The following is a 22,043-nucleotide window of genomic DNA, read 5'->3' on the forward strand; positions in this document are numbered from 1 at the left end:
GACAAGGGCTCAGTCGGCGGCCATCCCGTACCAGGCGCGCAGCTCCTGCTTCATCGACCGCTGAAACGCGATCACCAGCGCCTGCACCACCAGCGGTTGCATGTCCGCCGACAGCGACTTCTTCGCCGCCACCCGCTCCGCCCCGCCGCCCGACTCCGGCTCCCGCTCCGGGCCCCACACCTCGTCGCGGAAGAGGCGGCCCAGCTCGCGGGCCACGGAGCGGCTGTGCTCCAGCACGACGGTGTGGGCCGCCAGGATCGTCTCCAGGTCGATCGGGACGTCCAGCAGCCGCAGGCCCAGGTGCAGCACTCCGGGGTCGACGCGGAAGACGTCCGGCCGGTCCGTGCGCTCCAGCGCGTGGAGGGCGGCCAGCCGGTCGACGTCCTCGTCCGACAGCGCGCGCCCCGCCCGCCGGGCCAGTTGGTCGCGGGTCGCCTCCTCGGGTGCCTCGGGCGCCCAGGAGGCGACGAGGGCGCGGTGGATGGCGAGGTCGTCCGCGCTCAGGTCCGCCGGGAGCTGCCGCAGATAGCGCTCGATGGCGGAGAGGGTCATGCCGTGGTGCTGCAACTCCTCGATCAGCGCGAGCCGCGACAGGTGCCCGGGTCCGTAGTGGCCCACCCGGCGCGGGCCGATGGCGGGCGGCGGAAGCAGCCCGCGGGTGCCGTAGAAGCGGATCGTACGGACGGTCACACCGGCCCGGGCCGCCAGCTCGTCGACGGTGAGGGTCGGTTCCTCGCTGGTCGACCCCTCGCTGTCGGGGGTGGTCATCGACGCGTCGCCTCGCTCTCCGGTGTGCTGCCCGATCGGGTACATCAGTATTGCTGTCTCATCATCACTGTGAAACCTTCCGTCCTCATCTGATCGCACAGAGATCCGTCCGCACCGTTGACGCTCTCTTTACCCGGCCAATAGCGTGCATCGCTGTTCAGCTGTGTTGGTTTTCTTGCGAATATGTGAGGTGAGGTCGGATTGGGCACGGTACGCGGCAGGTACGGCACACGACTGATCGCGGTGGCGGCTGCCATGGCCACGGCGCTCGGCGCCGCCCTCACCACGGCGGACAGCGCCGCCGGAAGAGCGCCGGACGCGGGCAAGTTCCCCGCCGATGTGCACAGTTACCTCGAGGATCCGGAGAAGACGGGTGAGGGCCAGGAGCCCCCGCACGCCCGGCTGAAGCCCACCGGGCCGGACGCGGAGAAGTGGCAGCGCAGCCTCGACGGCAGCTGGCGGTTCGCCCTCGCCGACAAGCCCGAGGACGCGCCCGAGGGCTTCTGGAAGGAGGACTACGACGCGTCCTCTTCCCGGGGATTCCAGCGCGTGAAGGTCCCGCACACCTGGCAGACCGACGACCTCGACCACCCGATCTTCCGCAACATCGACGGCGAGATCGTCCCCGAGAAACCCCCGAAGGTCCCGCGCGACGTCAACCCCACCGGGGCGTACCTCAAGGACGTCCAGGTGCCGAAGAGCTGGGACGGGCGGCGGCAGGTGCTCCGCTTCGACGGGATGACCTCCGCCGCGTTCGTCTGGGTCAACGGCCGCTACGTCGGCTACGACCAGGGCGGCTACGTCCCGGCCGAGTTCGACGTCACCGACTACCTGCGGCCCGGCCACAACCGCGTGGCCGTCCAGGTGCACCGCTGGAGCGCGGGCTCGTACCTGGAGGACTACGACCAGTGGCGCTTCGCGGGCATCTTCCGCTCCGTGTCGCTGTACTCCACCCCCAAGACCCGGATGGAGGACGCGTACGTCACCACCGACCTCGACACCGACTACCGGGACGCCACGCTGCGCACCGAGGTCGACATCGCGCGCGCCGAGGGCGGCGCGAAGGGGAAGCAGCGGGTCACGGGCGTGCTGTACGACCCGCGCGGCCGCGAGGTGCGGCGGCTGTCCGCCGAGGAAGCGGACGGCAAGGCCGAGCTGACGGCGGAGGTGAAGAACCCCGCCAAGTGGTCCGACGAGACGCCCAACCTGTACCGGCTGGTGCTGAAGCTGCGCGACGGCGACGGCAAGGTCACGCAGACCGTCCGGCAGAGCGTCGGCTTCCGCGAGGTCGAGGTCGAGGACAAGCAGCTCAAGCTCAACGGCAAGCGCATCCTCATCCGCGGCGTCAACCGCGCCGAGACCGACCCCACCACCGGCCGGTACGCCACCCGGGAGCGCATGGAGCAGGACGTACGGCTGATGAAGCGGCTGAACGTCAACGCGATCCGCACCTCCCACTACCCCTCGGACCCCTACCTCTACGAACTCGCCGACCGTGAGGGCATCCTCATCGACGACGAGATGGAGGTGGAGACCCACAGCTTCGAGAACTGCCCGGACGACTGCCTCGCCGAGAGGCCCGAGTGGCAGAAGGCGTTCCTCGAACGCCACCAGGGCATGGTCGAGCGGGACAAGAACCACCCCAGCGTCATCATGTGGGACACCGGCAACGAGGCCGGGCTCGGCAAGGCGCACTACACCATGGCCGAGTGGACGAAGAAGAACGAGCCGACCCGGCCGCTGTACCACCAGCCCAACCGGCCCGACGGCGACGCCCCCTTCGCCGACATCGCGGGGCCCCGCTACCCCACCCCCGCGTCCCTCGAATCCAAGGCCAAGACCTTCACCAAGCCGATCGTGATGGGCGAATACGCGCACGCGATGGGCAACAGCCTCGGCAACTTCCGGGAGTTCTGGGAGGTCATGCGGAAATACCCGGGCGCCCAGGGCGGCTTCATCTGGGACTGGGCCGAGCAGAACATCGAGCGCCCCCTGATCACCACCCCCGACTCCTCCGGCAACCGCATCGCCGCGAGCCTGTCCGGCAAGCCGCAGGTGGTCGACGGCAAGCGCGGCAAGGCGCTGTACCTGTCCGGTCTCGACGACTTCGTGGAGACCTACCGCGATCCGAAGCTCGATCTGACCGGCAAGGCGGTCACCCTCGACGCCCAGGTCAAGCCCGCCGAGGTGTTCACGGGCGACTTCACCATGGTCAGCAAGGGCGACCAGTACGTGCTGCGGATGAAGGACGCCGACACCCTGGAGTTCACGATCACCAGCGAGGGCAAGCCCCGCACGGTGACCGCGGACGTCCCCCAGGGCTGGACCGGCGCCTGGCACCGCGTCACCGGCACCTACGACGGCGGGCGCTTGAGCCTCTACGTCGACGGCAAGCAGCTCGCCGAGACCGCCTGGAGCGGCCGCATCGACTACACCGGCTACGACCTCGGCGTCGGCCGCAACGCCGACACGATGGAGGACGGCTACCCCGGACGCACCGCCAAGGGCACCATCGACCAGGTCCGCGTCTACGACACGGCCCTCGGCGCGGCCCGGCTCGCCGCCGGTGAGGACCCGAAGCGGGACGCCCTGATCGCCCTGGACTTCGACAGCTTCCAGCGCAAGGGCAGCTATCTGTCGTACGGCCTCTACGAGTCCGGGGTGGACGGCCTGGTCACCGCCGACCGCAAGCCGGAGCCCGAGACCGCCCAGCTCGCCTGGGTGCAGGCGCCGGTCCGGATCACCGACGCCGACGCCCGCGGCGGCAAGGTCAAGATCACCAACGAGCGCGTCTTCACCGGCACCTCCGACCTGCGCTTGCGCTGGAAGGTGACCGAGGGCGCGAAGACCGTCGCGAGCGGAACCCGCGCCCTGGACGTCGGGCCGGACGCGAGCGAAGAGGTCCAGCTGCCCGCCCCGCCCGCGAACCCGGACGGCTACGAGCGCTACCTCACCGTCCAGGCGGTGACCGCCCACGACGCGAACTGGGCGAAGGCCGGACACGTGGTCTCCTTCGGGCAGTTCGCGGTCGGCGGGAAGAAGGTCCCGGAGCCCGAGCGGGCGCGCAACGGCGACGCCAAGGCCACGTCCACCGTCGAGGGCGACACCGTCGAGGTCACCGGCCCCGACTTCCGCTACACCTTCGACAAGAAGAAGGGCACGCTCACCTCGATGCGCGCGGGCGGCCGTGAACTCCTCACCTCCGGCCCCGAACTCGACGTCTGGCGCGCCCCGATCAGCAACGAGCGCTCCGATTGGGGCACCGCCGAAGGCAAGCAGTGGCGCTCCCTCGGCCTCGACCGGCTGCGTGCCACCGTGGTCGGCATGGACGTGACCCCGGGCGACGACGGCACGGTCACCGTCGCCTTCCACACCACCGTGACCCCGCCCGAGGCGACCAACGCGTCCTTCGACCAGACCATGACGTACCGCGTCGACGGCTCCGGAGAGATCGGCGTCCGGCACCAGGTCCGGGCGCGAGACGAGGCGGCCAAGCTGTCGTACCTGCCGCGGGTGGGCATGAAGCTGAAGGTGCCGGAGCGGTACGACACGTTCCGGTGGTACGGCCGCGGCCCGGTCGAGAACTACAACGACCGCAAGGACGGCACGCCCATGGGCGTCTGGTCCTCCTCCGTCGAGGACCAGTACGTCGAGTACCTCAAGCCCCAGGACCACGGCAACCACGACGACGTGCGCTGGGCCTCGCTCACCGACGGCCGCGGCGGCGGCCTGCTGGTGTCGGGCGACCTGGAGGTGGGCGCGAGCGCGTACGACGACCTCGACCGCGCCGCCTACCCCCACCTCCTGAAGCGCAACGGCGGCTGGAACACCCTGCACGCCGACCACGCCGTCACCGGCGTCGGCGACACCCCGAACCCGGTGCGCGACCAGTACCGGGTCAAGGCCGACAAGGCGTACGACTACACCCTCACGCTGCGTCCGCTCCCGGCGGACTGACAGCGACCGCCCCTCCCAGCCGGTGCCCGGGCCCAGGCCCGGGCACCGGCGCGTTCTCCCGCAGCGAGGGGCGCGCGTGACGATGGAGGTATGAGCACCACATATCAGACCCCGCCGGAGCCGCCGCCCGTCGGCGGCATCCTGTGGTCCATCGCGGGCGACATACGCAGCGTCCTCGCCCTGCCCGCCGCCACGGCCATGCAGGTGGCGCACCCGGGCGTCGGCGCGGGCGTGGACCAGCACTCCGCCTTCCGCACCGACCCCTGGGGGCGTGGCGAGCGCTCCCTCCAGTCGGTCCAGCTGTGGGTGTACGGCGGGGAGCGGGCGGCGCAGGAGGGACGGCGGCTGCGTACGGCCCACGAACCCATCCGGGGCGTGGACGCGCACGGGCGCCCCTACCACGCGCTCGATCCCGCTCTCTACGCCTGGGTGCACGCCACCGCTTTCCCCGCCTACCTGCACGCACAGCGCTATCTGGGCCGCCGCCCGTTCACCGGGGCGGAGGAGCGGCAGCTCTACGCGGAGCTGCTCCGGGTCGGCCGGATCCTCGGCCTCGAGGACCGTGACATGCCGCGGACGGTCGAGGAGTTCTGGCCGTACTACCGGCGGGTGCTGCGCGAGGAGCTGGAGGCGACGGCCGTCGTACGGGAGCTCGTCGCGGCTGACGCGCCCCTGCCCCCGCCCGCCGCTCCGCTGCCGCGCGCCGCCTGGCCGCTGCTGCGCCCGCTGTTCCTCCGCTTCCGGGCGTTCCTGACGGCGGGGCTGATGCCGCCCGACGCCCGCGAGGTGATCGGGCTGCCGTGGACGGCGGCGCAGGAGCGGCGGCTGCGCCGGTTCGGGCTGGCCGTGCGGGTGCTGGTGCCGCTGCTGCCGGAGCGGTGGCGGTACCTCCCGATCGCCCGCGAGGCCCGCCGCGCCGCCCGCCGCCGGACCTCCTAGAACCAGGGGCCCGGCGGCCGACGCGACGTCACCGCTCGGAGTGCGCCGCCTGGATCTTCTGCCAGGACTTCGGCCGCACCGGCGCCTTCGCCGGGCTCAGCTCCGCCGCCCGCGCCTGCGTCGCCCCCGGCTTCGACGGGGTGAACAGCCAGGTGTCGAAGAGCGCGGCCAGCGGCTCGCCCGACACCTTCTCGGCGTACGCGACGAAGTCCTTCACCGAGGCGTTGCCGTACCGATTCTTCGTCGTCCAGCCCTTCAGGATCGCGAAGAAGTCCTTGTCGCCGACGCGGTTCCGCAGCGCCTGGAGCGCCAGCGCGCCCCGGTCGTACACCGCCTCGTGGAACTGGTTCTCCGCACCCGGGTTGCCCGGCTCGACCTTCCAGAACGGGTCGTCGGCCGGGTAGGAGTCGTACGTGTAGTCCGCCAGCTCCTGCGCCGTGCCCTCGCCCTCCTTCTCCGACCACAGCCACTGCGCGTAGCTCGCGAAGCCCTCGTTGATCCAGATGTCGCGCCAGTCCTTCACCGAGACGCTGTCGCCGAACCACTGGTGCGCCAGCTCGTGCACGACCACCGACACGTTCGAGCCCTTGGCGAACTTCTTCGGGCCGTAGAAGGGCCGGGTCTGGGTCTCCAGGGCGAATCCGGCGGACACGTTCGGCACATAGCCGCCCAGCGCCTCGAAGGGGTACGGGCCGAAGACCGTGGACTCCCAGTCGGCGATCTCGGCCGTCCGCTCGATGCTGGCCCGCGCCGCGCCCGCGGTGTCCCCGAGGTCCTTGCTGTAGGCGTTGAGGACGGGCAGCCCGTTCGCGGTGGTGTCCGTCGTGATGTCGAACTTGCCGACCGCGAGCGTGGCCAGATAGGTGGCCTGCGGCTTGCTGGAGCGCCAGTTGTAGCGGGTCCAGCCCAGCTGCGAGCTGTTCGACGTCAGGACGCCGTTGCTGATGGCCTGCGTACCGTCCGGCACCGCGACCGAGACGTCGTACGTGGCCTTGTCCAGCGGATGGTCGTTGCTCGGGAACCACCACCACGCCGACTCCGGCTCATTGGCCGCCACCCCGCCGTCCGGCGTCCGCTGCCAGCCCGTGAAGCCGCCCGCCTCCACCTTCGACGGCGTGCCGCTGTAGCGCACCACGACGGTGAAGGGACGGCCGGAGTCGAGCGCCGCGGACGGCGTGATCTCCAGCTCGTGGTCGCCTGTCCTGGTGAACGCCGCCTTCTTCCCGCCCACCAGCACCTCGCGCACATCGAGCGCGAAGTCGAGGTTGAAGCGGGACAGATCCTGCTTGGCCTTGGCGACGATCGTCGCCGTGCCCTCCAAGCGGTCCGTCTTCGGCTGGTACTTCAGCCGCAGGTCGTAGTGGGAGACGTCGTATCCGCCGTTGCCGTACGAGGGGTAGTAGGAGTCCCCGATGCCGGGCGCGCCGGGCGCCGGTTCGGCCGCCGACGCCGGGATCGCCAGCAGCAGGCAGGCCGCGGCCGCGCTCGGGACGATGAGTCTGTGGTGACGCACGAGTCCTCCAACTCGTAGGGGAGAACGATCACTCGCGACTCTATGTACTCCGTGTGCGCACTTCCCGTCCATCAATTATCTGACATGCAATCGACATCCAGCCGCCACAGGGCCCCGCCTTATTCATCAGGGCGCCGCGCCGTCCGCCCTCTTCTGCACAAGAGTTCACTCGCGCTACCGTCCGGCCGTGCTGCTACGTAGGCGGAAACCCCGCATCCACTGGGCCAGGCACCTCGTCCCGGCGGTCACCGCACTGGTGGCCGCCACCCTCTTACCGCTGTCTCCCCTCGGCACCTCACCGGCCCACGCGGCCACGGTGCGGGAGAGCAGACCCGTGTACTCCTACGACGACGCCATACGCGAATCCGTATGGGTGGACACGAAGCTCGACGGCGACGCGGACGGCAGGACCGACCGGGTCGCCGTCGACATCGTGCGGCCGCGCGAAGCCGCCCGGCAGGGCCGCAGGATTCCCGTGATCATGGACGCCAGTCCGTACTACTCCTGCTGCGGACGCGGCAACGAGAGCCAGACCAAGACCTATGACGCGAACGGCAAACCGGTCCTGTTCCCGCTCTTCTACGACAACTACTTCGTCCCGCGCGGCTATGCCACCGTCCTCGTCGACCTCGCCGGAACCAACCGCTCCGACGGCTGTGTCGACGTCGGCGGCCGCTCCGACATCCAGTCCGCCAAGGCCGTCGTCGACTGGCTGAACGGCCGCGCCACCGGCTACAGCGCCGCGTCCGGCGGCAAGCCCGTCACGGCGTCGTGGAGCAACGGCCGCACCGGCATGATCGGCAAGAGCTACGACGGCACCATCGCCAACGGCGTCGCCGCCACCGGCGTCAAGGGCCTGAAGACCATCGTGCCCATCGGCGCCATCTCCTCCTGGTACGACTACTACTTCGCCAAGGGCGCCGCCCTCTTCGGCTCCGGCCCGGACGGGCTCGCCTACCGGGTCGAGAGCGACGCCGCGCACGGGCGCTGCGACGCCGTACAGAAACGTCTCGTCGACGGTGCTCCGCGCAGCGGCGACTGGACCGGGCTGTGGAGCGCGCGCACTTACGTCCCCGACGCCCGCAAGGTGCGCGCCAGCGTCTTCGCCGTCCACGGGATGCAGGACCTCAACGTCCGCACCAAGCACCTCGGACAGTGGTGGAACGCGCTCGCCGACGCGGGCGTGGAGCGCAAGATCTGGCTCTCCCAGGCCGGACACGTCGACCCGTTCGACTTCCGGCGCGGAACCTGGGTCAAGACGCTGCACCGCTGGTTCGACCACTACCTCCTCGGCATCGACAACGGCATCGAGCGCACCCCCATGGCCGACATCGAGCGCGCCCCCGACCAGTGGTCCACCGACCGCGTCTGGCCCCCGTCCGGCACCCGGCAGACCACCCTGCGCCCCGGCCCCGGCGAGACTCCCGGCGTGGGTGTCCTCGGCACCGAGCGGGCCAGGCCCGGCGCCACCGCGGCCTTCACCGACGACCCCCGGCTGAGCGAGACCGACTGGGCCGCCGACATCGACCGGCCGACCGCGGCCAAGGCGGGCTTCAGCACGCCGCCGCTGACGAAGGACCTGCGGCTGTCCGGTTCCGGCACCGTGACGGTCACCGCCACCCCGTCCACCACCAGCGCCCACCTGAGCGCGGTCCTGGTCGACCTCGGCCCGGACACCATCCGCGACTACGGCGCGGCGGGCGAAGGGATCGTCACCCTCGACGACCGCACCTGCTGGGGGAGCAGCACGGCGGGCGACAGCGCCTGCTTCAAGGTGACCGCGGCCGACACGGAGGCGGTCGACCACACCGTCTTCAGCCGCGGCTGGGCCGACCTCGGCCACTACGCCGACGCCCGCAAGGGCCGTCCGCTGACCCCCGGCAAGCCGTACACCATCACCCTCGACCTGGCCGCCACCGACCACGTCGTCCCGGCGGGCCACCGGCTGGGCCTGATCATCGCCGGTACGGACGCCGGACTCCTCGAACCGCCCACCACCACACCCCGGTTGACCCTCGACCTCAACCGCACCTCGGCCCGCCTCCCGCTCGTCGGCTCCTTGCGGGCCGACGGCGCCGTGCCCGGGGCCGCCCCGTCCCCGGAGCGGCTGCGCGGCATGCGCACCCCGCACATCGAGTCGCCCCTGCCACAGCGCTGAGGTAACCCGGCACGCACCGGTGAGGCGTCCGCGCCCGGGCGCCTCACCGGGCACCACCGCACCGCATCGTGACCACAGGAGGTCCGCACCGTGTTCTCACCCGCACCCCTCATCCGCACCGCCGTCACCTGCGGCGCGCTCGGCGCGCTGGTCACCGGGTCGCTCCTGGCCGCGCCCGCCCGGGCCGAGCCGGGAGCGCCGCCGCGCACCGGATTCGAGGCCAGCAACGGGGCGCGCTGGACGACCCAAGACCAGGAGGCGGACTTCCTCGCGGCCGTCGACAAGGCCAGTGCGCGCGTCGCCGTCGACACCATCGGCGCCACCGCACAGGGCCGCCCCCTCAACCTGGTGCGGATCGGCGCCCCCGCCGCGCCCGCCGACGCCGCCCGGGCCGCCCGTGGCAACTCCCTGATGCTCATCTGCTCCCAGCACGGTGACGAGCCGTCAGGCCGCGAGGCCTGCCTGACCACCATCCGCGACCTCGCCTACGCCAAGGACCCGGGGACCCGCCGCTTCCTGGAGCGTACGAACGTCCTCGTCGTGCCCACCGCCAACCCCGACGGCCGGGCCGCCGACACCCGCGGCAACTCCGAGGGCACGGACATCAATCGCGACCACATCGCGCTCGCCACCGCCGAGTCCCGCGCCATGGCGCGCGTCATCCGCGACTGGCGCCCGGACACCGTGTACGACCTGCACGAGTACGGGGCCACCGTCCCGTACTACGTGAAGGACCTGCTGGCCCTGTGGCCGCGCAACCTCAACACCGCACCTCCCGTACACCGCGAGGCGCGTACCCTCTCGGACCGTTACGTGCGCCCGCACGCCGAGGGCGCGGGCTTCTCCACCGGCGTCTACGGGATCTGGACCGACCCGGAAACCGGCGAGCCGGTCAAGCAGGTGGCGGGCGACGGCCAGGAGCGGATCCTGCGGAACACGGCCGGGGCCAAGAACAGCGTCGGGCAGCTCGTCGAGACCCGTGTCGACCCGCTCACCGACGCCGAGAAGGCCGACCCCGCGGTCAACAACAAGCGCCGGGTGGGCTCCCAGCTCGCCGCCCTGGACGGCGCGTTCGACTTCGTGAAGGAGCGGCGTCCGCGGATCGAGGCCGCCACGACCGCGGCCCGGCTCTCCGGCTACGCGGACCGCGGCCCGGTGTACCTCGGCGGCGCGGACAACGACCCGGCCGGGGAGGGCGACGTCCTCCAGGACCCGCCGTGCGGCTACCGGCTGGACGCCGCGCAGTACGCCGGCATACGGGATGAGCTGGCCCTTCACGGGATACGGACGCAGGCCCTCCGTGACGTGGGTCACGATGTCCTCGTACCGCTGCGGCAGCCGCTGCGCGCCCTCGTCCCGCTGCTGCTGGACGGCCGCGCAGCCTATCACCTCACTGCTGGTCAGCGGGTGAACACATGCTGACACAGCGGGGGTCGTATTGACATACGTATCCGACTACTGGGTAGCCGCATATTCGTTCCAGTAAACCCAGTGAAAACAAACACAGTGAAAGGTTCATGCGTGACGGAGACACAGAAGGACACGGGGGACGTAAGAAACGACCCTCCGGTCACGGCAGACCTTCCCGGTAGTCCCGACCCGACCCCGGCTCCCCGGACCGACCGCGTGGTGTTCGGCGTATCCGCCGGGCTCACCCTCGCGTTCGTGATCTGGGGAGCCGTGTTCACCGGCGCGCTCGAGGATGTTTCGGACAGCATGCTGTCCGGGCTGATCCACAACGGTGGCTGGGCGTTCATCCTCGCCGCCACCGGGTTCGTGATCTTCGCGCTGTGGCTGGCGATGAGCCGCTACGGCAAGATCACGCTCGGGAAGGAAGGCGAGGACCCCGAGTTCAAGACCGTCTCATGGGTCGCGATGATGTTCAGCGCGGGCATGGGCATCGGCTTGATGTTCTACGGGGTGAGTGAGCCGCTGGCGCACTTCGTGACCCCGCCGCCCGGGACCGACCCCGGCAGCGCGGCCGAGAAGATGCAGGTCGCCATGTCCACGACGCTGTTCCACTGGACGCTCCACCCGTGGGCGATCTACGCGGTCGTGGGCCTCGCCATCGCGTACAGCACCTTCCGCCGCGGCCGCCGCCAGACCATCAGCGCCGTCTTCACCCCGCTGATCGGCAGCAGGCACGCCAACGGCGCGGGCGGCCGCGTCATCGACATCCTCGCGATCTTCGCCACCCTCTTCGGCTCCGCCGCGTCCCTCGGGCTCGGCGCGCTCCAGATCGGCAGTGGCATCGAGGTGCTCGGCTGGAAGAGCGATGTCGGCACCGGGCTGCTGGTCGCCGTGATCGCGGTGCTGACGGTCGCGTTCATCGCCTCCGCCGTGTCGGGCGTCGCCAAGGGCATCCAGTGGCTGTCCAACATCAACATGGTGCTGGCGCTGTTCCTGGCCGTGTTCGTCTTCGTGGCCGGTCCCACGATCATCATCCTCGACCTGCTGCCGACCTCCATCGGCTCCTACATCGGTGACCTGCCGCAGCTGGTCGGCCGCACCGAGGCGACCGGCGGCGACACCGTCGCGACCTGGCTGAGCGACTGGACCGTCTTCTACTGGGCCTGGTGGATCTCCTGGACGCCGTTCGTCGGCATGTTCATCGCGCGGATCAGCCGCGGCCGCACCATCCGGCAGTTCGTCGGCGGTGTGATCCTGGTGCCCAGCACCGTCAGCCTGATCTGGTTCGCCATCTTCGGCGGCTCGTCGATGAAGCTCCAGGCCGCGGGGAAGCTGGGCAAGGAGACCACGCCGGAGGGCCAGCTGTTCGGTGTGCTCGAGCAGTACCCGATGGCGAGCGTCATGAGCGTCATCGTGATGATCCTCGTCGGCATCTTCTTCGTCTCCGGCGCGGACGCGGCCTCGATCGTCATGGGCACCCTCTCGCAGAAGGGCTCCTTCGAGCCGAGCCGCTTCGTCGTCATCTTCTGGGGCGTGGTCACGGGCGCCGTCGCGGCCGTCATGCTGCTCGTCGGCGGCGGCGGTGACGACGCGCTCACCGGCTTGCAGAACCTGACGATCCTGGTGGCCGCACCCTTCACCCTGGTGATGGTCGGCCTGTGTTGGGCCCTGCTGAAGGACCTGCGCCGCGACCCGCTGATCGTGCGCGGCGAGAAGGGCGAGGAGGCGGTCGAGATGGCCGTCATCGCCGGACACGAGAAGTACGACGGCGAGTTCGAGATCCGGATCGGCCCGGCCGCTCCCGCCGAGAACATCGACGGTGCCGCCGGAACGGGCGAGGCCGAGTCCTCGACCGCGGACACCGCGAAGAACGATACGGGCGAGGACCGGGTCTCCACGAGCGAGACCCGCTAGCCCCCCCGTCCCACCCACGTGGTGTGACGACGCCTTCTCGCCGGACCCCTGCCGACGCGCCCAGCGCATCCCGGCCCGGGGCTCCGGCGAGAGGCGGTCCCGGGCCCGTACCGGGGATCACCCCTGCGTACTTTCCGCCCGTTATAGGCGAGTCGCGGTGGCACTGACCCGATGTGGGAATACTTGGGGCATGACCTCCGAGTACGCCACGTTCGGGCTGGTACCGGCCATGCGCGCCGGCGGCGTCCTGTCCGACGGCGCGTACCAAATGCACCGCGATTACCTGGACTTCGAGGTGAACGGCAGGCCCCTGCTGCCGCGCCTCGCCGACCTCGACGCCGTCTCCCCGCTCGCCTCCGACCTCGGCCCCACCGTCTTCGCCGAGCAGGTCCGCAGGCTCCTACTGGAGAGCGAGCCACCGCTCGACGGCGGGCGGTACGTCCTCTACGGCTGCCCCGAATGCGAAGGGCTGGCCTGCGGCGCGGTCACCGCCGTCATCGAACGGGACGGGCCCGACATCATCTGGCGGGACTTCCTCTGGCAGACCGACCGGACCACCCCCGAGGCCGAACGCGACGGCTACCACGGCATCGGCCCCTACCGCTTCCACGGCGACCAATACCGCGCCGAACTGACCCGGCTGCTGCACACCGTCGACGCCCACGACCTCTCCGCCCACCGCCGCGTCCTCCTCATCGGCGGACGCGCCGCCCTGCTCGCCAAGCTCGCCGCCGCGCTGCGGCGCACCGGCCTCGGCGCCGAGATCACGCTCGACGCGGTCGGCGCCCACGCGGGCGAACTCCGCCGCTACGGTGTGGTGTTCTTCGGCCGGACGATCCGTCAGGACGAGCGCGACGCCGTACGGGACGCCTTCGCGAAGGCCCGCTCCGACGCCGTGTTCATCACCGGCCTCGCCCCCATCGTCCCCCTGCTCGTCGCCCAGGTCGAACAGGCCCTGGACCGCACCCCGCCGGACCGCCGCCGCCTGGTCCGCCTGGCCGCCCGGGGCGGCGAAGCGCTCGTCGAGGTCGCCTCCGAGTGCCGCGTCCGCCTCGCCGCCCACCGCCTGGACCGTCTCTCCCGCCCCCACACCGTCGACCTCTACGACGCCCCCCTGCCCCCGGGCGTCCACCGCCTGCCCCTTCCCCCGAAAGCGGCCCGCGGCGAGTGCTTCCTGGTGGCTCGCACGACGGACACGGTCCTGACGGCAGCGACAGCGCCGTAGGGGCGCTGCGGGTGCGGATGTCCGTGCGGGTGCCGTGTGGGTGCGGATGTCCGTGCGGGTGCGGTGCGGGTGCGGTTCCCGTGGGTGGGTGGTGCGGGGGCCGGGGCCTCCGGGGCAGGGCCCTGGACCGTATATTTACGGCGCCGTTGCTCGGAAGCGTGACGTGACCGTCGGGCGATCGGCGCCACAAATACACGTCAGCGTCCAGGACCCCACCCCTGCGACCCCGACCCCCTCCCCGCCGTCGCCGACCGCGGCCCACCGGCCGCCATCGGCCCCGGGCGGCGGTTAGGATCGGGCGCCTTATGACTGCCACTCTCGTCGCCAAGGATCTGGCCGCCGGACACGGTGACCGCCCCCTCTTCTCCGGGCTCGACCTCGTCGTCGCCCCGGGCGAGGTCATCGGCCTCGTCGGGGTCAACGGGGCCGGGAAGTCGACCCTGCTGCGGTTGCTGGCCGGGCTCACCGACCCCGAGCAGGGCGCCATTCGGATCAGCCCGCCGCACGCCACGGTCGGCCACCTTCCGCAGGAGCCCGAGCGGCGGGCGGGGGAGAGCGTACGGGCGTTTCTGGCCCGGCGTACCGGCGTGGCCGCCGCGCAGGCCGACCTCGACGCCACCACCCAGGCGCTCGCGGACGGCGCCCCCGGCGCGGACGACGCGTACGCCGTCGCCCTGGAGCGGTGGCTGTCGCTCGGCGCCGCCGACCTCGACGAACGCGCCGACGAGGTCGCCGCCTCCCTCGGGCTCGACATCTCGCTCGACCGCCCCATGACCGCCCTCTCCGGCGGCCAGGCGGCCCGCGCCGGTCTCGCCTCGCTGCTGCTCAGCCGGTACGACGTCTTCCTGCTCGATGAGCCGACGAACGACCTCGACCTCGATGGCCTCCAGCGCCTCGAAACGTTCGTCACCGGACTGCGCGCGGGCACGGTGCTCGTCAGCCACGACCGCGAATTCCTGGCCCGCACCGTCGACAAGGTCCTCGAACTCGACCTGGCCCAGCAGCAGGTGAACCTGTTCGGCGGCGGCTACACCGCCTACTTGGAGGAGCGGGAGACCGCGCGCCGCCACGCCCGCGAACGCTACGAGGAGTACGCGGACACCCGTGCCTCCCTGGAGGCCCGGGCGCGGACCCAGCGCGCCTGGATGGAGAAGGGCGTCAAGAACGCCCGCCGCAAGGCCCCCGACGGCGACAAGGTCGCCCGGAACGCCCGCGTCGAGTCCACCGAGAAGCAGGCCGCCAAGGCGCGCCAGACGGATCGGCTGATCGAACGGCTGGAGGTGGTCGAGGAGCCGCGCAAGGAGTGGGAACTGCGGATGGAGATCGCCGCGGCACCACGCTCCGGCGCGGTCGTGGCGACCCTGCGCGGGGCCGAAGTGCGGCGCGGCGACTTCCACTTCGGCCCGGTCGACCTCCAGATCGACTGGGCCGACCGGATCGCGGTGACCGGAGCGAACGGCTCCGGCAAGTCCACCCTGCTGGCCGCGCTCCTCGGCCGCCTGCCGCTGGACGAGGGCCATGCGTCACTGGGGCCGGGGGTGGTGGTCGGCGAGGTCGACCAGGCACGCGCGCTGTTCTTCGGCGGCGAGGCGCTGCTGGATGCCTTCGGCGCGGCCGTACCGGAGTTGGCGCCCGCGGACGTACGGACCCTGCTGGCCAAGTTCGGCCTCAAGGCGGCCCATGTGCTGCGCCCCGCGTCCACGCTGTCCCCGGGCGAGCGCACCCGCGCGGCCCTCGCCCTGCTCCAGGCCCGGGGCGTCAACCTGCTGGTCCTGGACGAGCCCACCAACCACCTGGACCTGCCCGCGATCGAGCAACTGGAGTCCGCCCTGGCCTCCTACGAGGGCACGCTGCTCCTGGTGACCCACGACCGCCGCATGCTGGAAGCGGTCCACACCACCCGCCGCCTCAACGTAGCCGAGGGCCGAGTAACCGAGTCCTGACCCGTGCCGCACATACCCGAAGCCCGCCGCCCGGGCCCACCACCGAGCCCGTCCGCCCTCCGGGCGCCCGCTCCTCGGGCCTTGCGGCCTGTCCGGCGTCGGAAGGGGGGTTCGGGCGGGGCCCCACCACCCAGCCCGTCCGGCGCTTGAGGACCGGGGTCCAGGGGCGGAGCCCCGGCGGGGGTCCGGGGCGGAGCCCCGGTTACGGGAAGGGGCGGGGTGGGAAAACCCACCCGCCCCCACAACGGCTACCGCCGCTTCGGATCCACCAGCCCGGCCCGCCGCAACGCATCCGCCATCGCCCCATTGGCAGGAGCGGCATCACGCCCGCCGCCCCCACCCCGCTGACCGCCCCGCGAACCGCCGCCACCACGGCCGCCGCCACCCTGGCGCTGCTTGGGGGCGGAACGGCGCCCACCCTGCTCGGAGGAGCGGCCACCGCCACCCCCACCGGCGGCGGCCTCGTCGTCCAGCCGCAGCGTCAGCGAGATCCGCTTCCGCGGAATGTCCACGTCCAGGACCTTCACCCGCACGATGTCGCCCGGCTTCACCACATCCCGCGGGTCCTTGACGAACGTCTTGGACATCGCGGAGACGTGCACCAGCCCGTCCTGGTGCACCCCGACGTCCACGAACGCCCCGAACGCGGCCACGTTCGTGACGACGCCCTCAAGGATCATCCCGGACGCCAGGTCGCCGATCTTCTCGACGCCTTCCTTGAAGGTCGCGGTCTTGAAGGCGGGGCGCGGGTCACGGCCCGGCTTCTCCAGCTCCTTCAGGATGTCGGTGACGGTCGGCAGACCGAAGGCGTCGTCCACGAAGTCGTCCGGCCGCAAGCCGCGCAGCGTGGCCGTGTTGCCGATGAGCGAGGTGACGTCGCCGCCGGTGGAGGTGACCATGCGGCGCACCACCGGGTAGGCCTCGGGGTGCACGCTGGAGGCGTCCAGCGGGTCGTCGCCGCCGCGGATGCGGAGGAAGCCCGCGCACTGCTCGTACGCCTTGGGGCCGAGCCGGGCCACGTCCTTGAGGGCCTTGCGGTTGAGGAAGGGCCCGTTGGTGTCGCGGTGGGCGACGATGTTCTCCGCGAGCCCGGCGCCGATGCCCGACACCCGGCTGAGGAGCGGCGCGGAGGCGGTGTTGACGTCCACTCCGACGCCGTTCACACAGTCCTCGACCACCGCGTCGAGCGAGCGCGACAGCTTCACCTCGGACAGATCGTGCTGATACTGGCCGACCCCGATCGACTTGGGGTCGATCTTGACCAGTTCGGCCAGCGGGTCCTGGAGCCGCCGCGCGATGGACACCGCACCGCGCAGCGAGACGTCGAGGTCCGGCAGCTCCTGGGAGGCGAACGCGGAGGCGGAGTACACGGAGGCGCCCGCCTCGGAGACCATCACCTTCGTCAGCTTCAGCTCCGGGTGCTTGGCGCACAGCTCGCCCGCGAGCTTGTCGGTCTCCCGGGACGCCGTGCCGTTGCCGATGGCGATCAGCTCGACGTCGTGCTCGCGGGCCAGCTTGGCGAGCCGGTCCAGCGACTCCTTCCACTGGTTCCGGGGCACGTGCGGATAGATCGTGTCGGTCGCGGCCACCTTGCCGGTCGCGTCGACGACGGCCACCTTCACGCCGGTGCGGAAGCCGGGGTCAAGACCCATCGTGGCGCGCGTACCGGCCGGGGCGGCGAGCAGCAGATCGCGGAGGTTGGCGGCGAAGACACGCACGGCCTCGTCCTCGGCGGCCTGCCGCAGCCGCAGCCGCAGATCGATGCCGAGGTGGACCAGGACCCGGGTGCGCCAGGCCCATCGCACGGTGTCGGCCAGCCACTTGTCGGCCGGGCGCCCGCGGTCGGCGATGCCGAAGCGGTGTGCGATGGACCGCTCGTACGAGGTGGGGCCGGGGTCCTCGGACGGCTCCTCCGGCTCCAGGGTGAGGTCCAGGACCTCTTCCTTCTCGCCGCGGAACATCGCCAGCACCCGGTGCGAGGGCAGCTCGGTGAAGGGCTCGGCGAAGTCGAAGTAGTCGGCGAACTTGGCGCCGGCCTCCTCCTTGCCCTCGCGCACCTTGGTGGCGACCCGGCCGCGCTCCCACATGCGCTCGCGCAGCTCACCGATGAGGTCGGCGTCCTCCCCGAACCGCTCGGTGAGGATCGCCCGCGCGCCCTCCAGCGCGGCGGCCGGGTCCGCGACGCCCTTCTCGGCGTCCACGAACGCGGCGGCGGCCGCCGTCGGCTCCACGGTCGGGTCGCCGAGCAGCCCGTCGGCGAGCGGTTCGAGACCGGCCTCGCGGGCGATCTGCGCCTTCGTACGGCGCTTGGGCTTGAAGGGGAGGTAGATGTCCTCCAGCCGGGCCTTGGAATCGGCGGCGAGGATCTGCGCTTCCAGCGCCTCGTCCAGCTTCCCCTGCGACCGGACCGATTCGAGGATCGCGGCGCGCCGCTCCTCCAGTTCCCGCAGATAGCGCAGCCGCTCCTCCAGGGAGCGCAGCTGCGCATCGTCGAGCATCTCCGTCGCTTCCTTGCGGTAGCGCGCGATGAACGGCACGGTAGAGCCGCCGTCGAGCAGCTCGACGGCGGCCTTGACCTGCCGTTCCCGTACGCCGAGTTCTTCGGCGATCCTGCCTTCGATGGACGTCGTCACGATCACGCTCCGCTTTCGGTCTGCACTGCATCTGCATTGTGGCAGGTGGCACTGACGAAGCGGTCACGGATGACGTGTTCGGCGGGTGTCGGAGGACATTCGCGGGGCAGTACGGGGCTCAGACGTGCCTGCGGCGGCCTGCGCGGCCGGCCGTGTCGGCGGCACCGCCGAACAGCCGGGCCACGGCACGGAACGGAAGCGTCACCACCGTGGCGATCGCGGATCCGATGGCGCGGAGCACATCGGCGATAGCACGCAGCACTTCAGACCTCCCATCGGGTCGGGAGCGGGTCGACAGCCGCCGCCGGGCGCCGCACGTACGCGGAGCACGGGCACTCGCCGGCGTGCGCGGCGCGCGGTTGGGCGCCCGGTAAAAAGGGCGGCCGATCACTCAACAAGCGGGTATCCCGCCTCACCGCGCGCAAACCCGCCCCGACCCCGGGGGGGGGAGCGCGTCAGCTCTTGCTCAGGAGGTCCGCCGGGAAGGCGCCCGCCTCCATGGCCCGTGCCGTGAACGCCCCGGCCAGCTCCGTCAGCCGGGCCACCCCCGCCGCGCCCAGGTGCTCGTACGGGGCGGCGTCCAGGCGGTCCGTCTCGTCCTCCACGGACTCGCGCAGCTCGACACCGGCCGCGGTCAGCTCGCCCGCCTCGTCCAGCAGCCCGCGTGTCCGCAGCCGGTCCTGCCCGGCGGCCAGCTCCTCGGCCGTCCAGCCACGGGTCGCCAGGAGCCACTTCGGGGACATGCCCTTGCCGGTCGCCGTGTGGCTGACCAGGGCCTCCACCGCGTCGAGCCCGGCGGCGACGAGGGCCATCAGATGGGTGTCGCCGCGGTGCTCGCGCAGCAGGGTGGCGGCGTGCCACAGGGCCAGGTGCGGGGCCTCGGGCACGGGGAGGTCGGCGTGGGCGGCGTACAGGGGGCGCGCGGAGCGGGAACACGCCTCGGTGGCGCGCAGCGCCAGCTCGGCCGTCTCGGCCATCTCCTTCGAGGCCAGCGCGTCGTCCCCGAGCAGCCGCCGCAGCACGGAGTCGGCCGCCCGCAGCCGGGCCTCCAGGGCATCCTCGGGGGAGACCACGTCCCAGGCGCGCGGGATGTGGCGGGCGACCAGCTCGTGCTTGAAGTTGTAGAAGGTCGCGGTGACGGTTCCCGCGCCCACCCGGCCGAACGCCGCCGCACGGCCCACGAAGTAGACGGCCCTGCTGTCCTCCAAGCCCAGTGCGGCCAGTTCGTTGGCGTAGTCCGGGGCGAAGTAGACGGTGGAGTGCAGCGGATTGACGACGGAGTGGCAGCGCCGTATGGCGCGCTCGGGAAGTGTGGTCATGGACCGCACGCTACCGGCTGGTAAGGCACGCTGGCAGCCGGGTCCGGCAGTCCGGGTGCGGGGGCCGGTTCCGGTGCGGTCAGGGGACCGGTGGGGTCCAACCGAAGCGCGGCTCCCGGCGCCCCAGGAAGGCGGCGATCCCCTCCCCGGCCTCACCGCTGACCCGCGCCTGCTCCTGCCAGTACGCGATCCGCTCCGCGTCGGCGGGCCCGGCCGCGAACTCCTTGGCCGCCGCCTGGGTGAGCTGCGACCGGGACACCAGCACCCGCGTGAACTCCGCGATCCGCTTGTCCAGCTCGCCCGTCGGCAGCACCTCGTCGACCAGACCGGTGCGCAGCGCCCGCTCGGTGCCGATCAGCTCGCCCGAGAACAGCAGGTATTTGGTGCCGGCGGGCCCGATCAGCTCCACCAGCCGCCGCGTGGAGCCGGGGGCGTAGACGATGCCGAGCTTGGCCGGGGTGACCCCGAAGAGCGCGCCCTCCTCCGCGAACCGCAGATCACAGGCGGCGGCCAGCTGGCAGCCGCCGCCCACGCAGTAGCCGCGCACCGCGGCCAGCGTCGGCTTGGGGAAGGCCGCGAGGGCCTCCTCGGCGGGCAGCGCGAGGCCCGTCGACTGCTCGTACGTCGCGCTCAGCGAGCCGATGTCGGCGCCCGCGCAGAAGGTGTCCCCGTGGCCGGTGAGCACGAGCGCCCGTACGGCGGGGTCGGCGGCGAGCCGGTCGAGCAGCGGGGGCAGGGCGCTCCACATGGCCGGGGTCAGCGCGTTGCGCTTGGCGGGATTGCGGATGACGACGGTCGCTATGCCGTCCGTGACGTCGTGCCGCAGGCAGGGCTCCATGCGGCGGATCGTATCCGGGCCGTCGGGCCGAGCTCCTCCCGAGGGCTTCGGGCCGGGCCATCGGGCCGGGGTCAAGCGATAGGCACCAGGGGGCGTCATTCAGACGGGCAGGAACAGTCGAGCGAGTGACCCTGGCATACGCCAACGAACAAAAGCGGTCGATAGGCGTTAAGTTGTGTGCACTTCGCCGGTCCGTACCAGACCATTCCCAACACTCGACCCGAGAGGTCGAGCCGTGGCGATGGGTGGGTGTCGGGCATGGAGATCGTCGGGAGAGTCCCCTCCGAACCGGGGCACGCCCCACCGCGCGGACCGGCGGTCGGCGAGGGGGTGTGGCGGTTCACCGCACCGGCCCTGGAGTCCTCCGTACCGCAGGCCCGGCACGCGGTGCGCGATCTGCTGGCCCATCAGGGGGTGTCCGGGCAGGGCGATCTGGTGCCGAATCTGCTGCTGATCGTCTCCGAGCTCGTCACCAACGCGGTGCGGCACGCGGCGCTGCTCTCCCCGCAGATCGCGGTCGAGGTGTCGATCGGCCGGGGCTGGGTGCGGGTCGCCGTCGAGGACAACCATCCGTACCGGCCCAGACCCCTGGAGCTGGAGGCGGATCAGGGGCGGACCGGCGGCCGCGGACTGCTGCTGGTGCAGGCGATCGCGGAGGAGTCCGGCGGGCGGTACGACGTCGATCACACGGCGAGCGGCGGCAAAGCGGTCTGGGCGGCCCTGCCGCTGACCTCCGCCGCCCCCGGACCCGTGCCCGGCGGCGGCCCGCTCACCAGCCTGCGGCCGCCCCGGTCAGCTCCCGGATCGCCGGCCGGGCCGCGTCCAGCACGGTCATGAACCACGCCGAGAACGGGCCCTCCGCGCGCAGCTTCGCCAGCTCGTCCGGCGTGACGAAGGCCGTCTCGCCGATCTCCTGCGGATCCGGCCGCGGCGTCTCCTTCAGCAGCCCGACGAACAGGTGGTTGTACTCCTGCTCGACCAGTCCCGAGGCCGGGTCCGGGTGGTTGTAGCGGACCGTGCCCGCCTCGCCGAGCAGCGCGGGCGCGATGCCCAGCTCCTCGCCGGTACGGCGGGCCGCGGCCACGAACGGCGGCTCACCGGGGTACGGGTGGCCGCAGCAGGTGTTCGACCAGACGCCGGGGGAGTGGTACTTGCCCAGGGCCCGGCGCTGGAGCAGCAGCCGCCCCCGCTCGTCGAAGAGGAAGACCGAGAACGCCCGGTGCAGCTGTCCGGGCGCCAGGTGCGCCGCGAGCTTCTCCGCGGTGCCGATCGTGGTGCCGGCCTCATCGACCAGTTCGAGCATGATCGATTCCGTCGAGCCGTTCGGCGCGGGGGACGCGGCGGTGGTCTCGGCGGAGGGGCCGCTTGCGGGTGTGATCGGCATGACCGTCCTCATAGTTCCGACTTTGGCCCCCAAGTCTGCCGC

Annotated in this window: 15 protein-coding genes; 8 read left to right on the forward strand and 7 right to left on the reverse strand. The window is 71.8% G+C overall.

Features of this window, described 5'->3' with window-relative positions; all coding sequences use genetic code 11:
• Nucleotides 1-9 precede the first annotated feature (9 nt).
• On the reverse strand, nt 10-768 hold the full coding sequence (locus HYQ63_RS34145; RefSeq protein WP_179937623.1) for a MerR family transcriptional regulator: 759 nt from the start codon (nt 766-768) through the stop codon (nt 10-12).
• A gap of 201 nt (nt 769-969) precedes the next feature.
• Here HYQ63_RS34145 and HYQ63_RS34150 point away from each other — a divergent pair, with 201 nt between their 5' ends.
• On the forward strand, nt 970-4,725 hold the full coding sequence (locus HYQ63_RS34150) for a glycoside hydrolase family 2 TIM barrel-domain containing protein (RefSeq protein ID WP_257232320.1): 3,756 nt from the start codon (nt 970-972) through the stop codon (nt 4,723-4,725).
• Nucleotides 4,726-4,815: 90 nt separating this feature from the next.
• Nucleotides 4,816-5,664 carry an oxygenase MpaB family protein gene (locus HYQ63_RS34155; protein ID WP_179937624.1) on the forward strand — a complete coding sequence of 283 codons (849 nt, stop codon included), beginning with the start codon at nt 4,816-4,818 and terminating at the stop codon, nt 5,662-5,664.
• 28 nt (nt 5,665-5,692) lie between these two features.
• Here the strand turns inward: HYQ63_RS34155 and HYQ63_RS34160 are convergent, their stop codons facing one another.
• Nucleotides 5,693-7,177: a M1 family metallopeptidase gene (locus HYQ63_RS34160; protein WP_179937625.1), complete on the reverse strand. Its 1,485-nt coding sequence runs from the start codon at nt 7,175-7,177 to the stop codon at nt 5,693-5,695.
• 187 nt (nt 7,178-7,364) lie between these two features.
• On the opposite strand from HYQ63_RS34160, the gene HYQ63_RS34165 reads away from it, so the two are divergent.
• The 5 genes from HYQ63_RS34165 to HYQ63_RS34185 all read left to right on the forward strand — a co-directional run bounded on the left by HYQ63_RS34165 (nt 7,365) and on the right by HYQ63_RS34185 (nt 15,827).
• Nucleotides 7,365-9,335: a Xaa-Pro dipeptidyl-peptidase gene (locus HYQ63_RS34165; protein WP_306664857.1), complete on the forward strand. Its 1,971-nt coding sequence runs from the start codon at nt 7,365-7,367 to the stop codon at nt 9,333-9,335.
• Nucleotides 9,336-9,425: 90 nt separating this feature from the next.
• A complete protein-coding gene (locus HYQ63_RS34170; RefSeq protein WP_179937626.1) occupies nt 9,426-10,757 on the forward strand; it encodes a M14 family metallocarboxypeptidase in 1,332 nt (443 codons plus the stop codon).
• A 99-nt stretch (nt 10,758-10,856) separates the two neighbouring features.
• A complete protein-coding gene (locus tag HYQ63_RS34175; RefSeq protein WP_179937627.1) occupies nt 10,857-12,659 on the forward strand; it encodes a BCCT family transporter in 1,803 nt (600 codons plus the stop codon).
• Between the two features lie 190 nt (nt 12,660-12,849).
• Nucleotides 12,850-13,884, forward strand: coding sequence for an oxidoreductase (locus HYQ63_RS34180; RefSeq protein ID WP_179937628.1), 1,035 nt, complete (start codon nt 12,850-12,852; stop codon nt 13,882-13,884).
• 305 nt (nt 13,885-14,189) lie between these two features.
• The gene (locus tag HYQ63_RS34185) at nt 14,190-15,827 is read left to right on the forward strand and encodes an ABC-F family ATP-binding cassette domain-containing protein (RefSeq protein ID WP_179937629.1); all 1,638 of its coding nucleotides are present in this window, start codon (nt 14,190-14,192) and stop codon (nt 15,825-15,827) included.
• Between the two features lie 248 nt (nt 15,828-16,075).
• Here the strand turns inward: HYQ63_RS34185 and HYQ63_RS34190 are convergent, their stop codons facing one another.
• From HYQ63_RS34190 to HYQ63_RS34205, 4 genes are all read right to left on the reverse strand, one after another.
• Nucleotides 16,076-18,460 carry a Tex family protein gene (locus tag HYQ63_RS34190; protein ID WP_179937630.1) on the reverse strand — a complete coding sequence of 795 codons (2,385 nt, stop codon included), beginning with the start codon at nt 18,458-18,460 and terminating at the stop codon, nt 16,076-16,078.
• 118 nt (nt 18,461-18,578) lie between these two features.
• Entirely contained in the window at nt 18,579-18,722 is a 144-nt protein-coding gene (locus tag HYQ63_RS34195; RefSeq protein ID WP_179937631.1) for an LPFR motif small protein, read from the reverse strand.
• Nucleotides 18,723-18,915: 193 nt separating this feature from the next.
• Complete coding sequence (locus HYQ63_RS34200) at nt 18,916-19,779, reverse strand: hypothetical protein (protein WP_179937632.1); 864 nt, start codon at nt 19,777-19,779, stop codon at nt 18,916-18,918.
• A gap of 79 nt (nt 19,780-19,858) precedes the next feature.
• Complete coding sequence (locus HYQ63_RS34205; RefSeq protein WP_179937633.1) at nt 19,859-20,617, reverse strand: enoyl-CoA hydratase/isomerase family protein; 759 nt, start codon at nt 20,615-20,617, stop codon at nt 19,859-19,861.
• 258 nt (nt 20,618-20,875) lie between these two features.
• Between HYQ63_RS34205 and HYQ63_RS34210 the strand changes: the two genes are divergently transcribed.
• A complete protein-coding gene (locus HYQ63_RS34210) occupies nt 20,876-21,454 on the forward strand; it encodes an ATP-binding protein (protein WP_179937634.1) in 579 nt (192 codons plus the stop codon).
• Here the strand turns inward: HYQ63_RS34210 and idi are convergent.
• Nucleotides 21,387-22,001: an isopentenyl-diphosphate Delta-isomerase gene (idi, locus tag HYQ63_RS34215; RefSeq protein ID WP_179937635.1), complete on the reverse strand. Its 615-nt coding sequence runs from the start codon at nt 21,999-22,001 to the stop codon at nt 21,387-21,389. The genes HYQ63_RS34210 and idi overlap by 68 nt on opposite strands.
• Nucleotides 22,002-22,043: the final 42 nt, after the last annotated feature.

The sequence above is a fragment of the Streptomyces sp. Rer75 genome (assembly GCF_013414305.1).
In the GTDB taxonomy this organism is placed as follows: Bacteria; Actinomycetota; Actinomycetes; order Streptomycetales; family Streptomycetaceae; genus Streptomyces; species Streptomyces himastatinicus.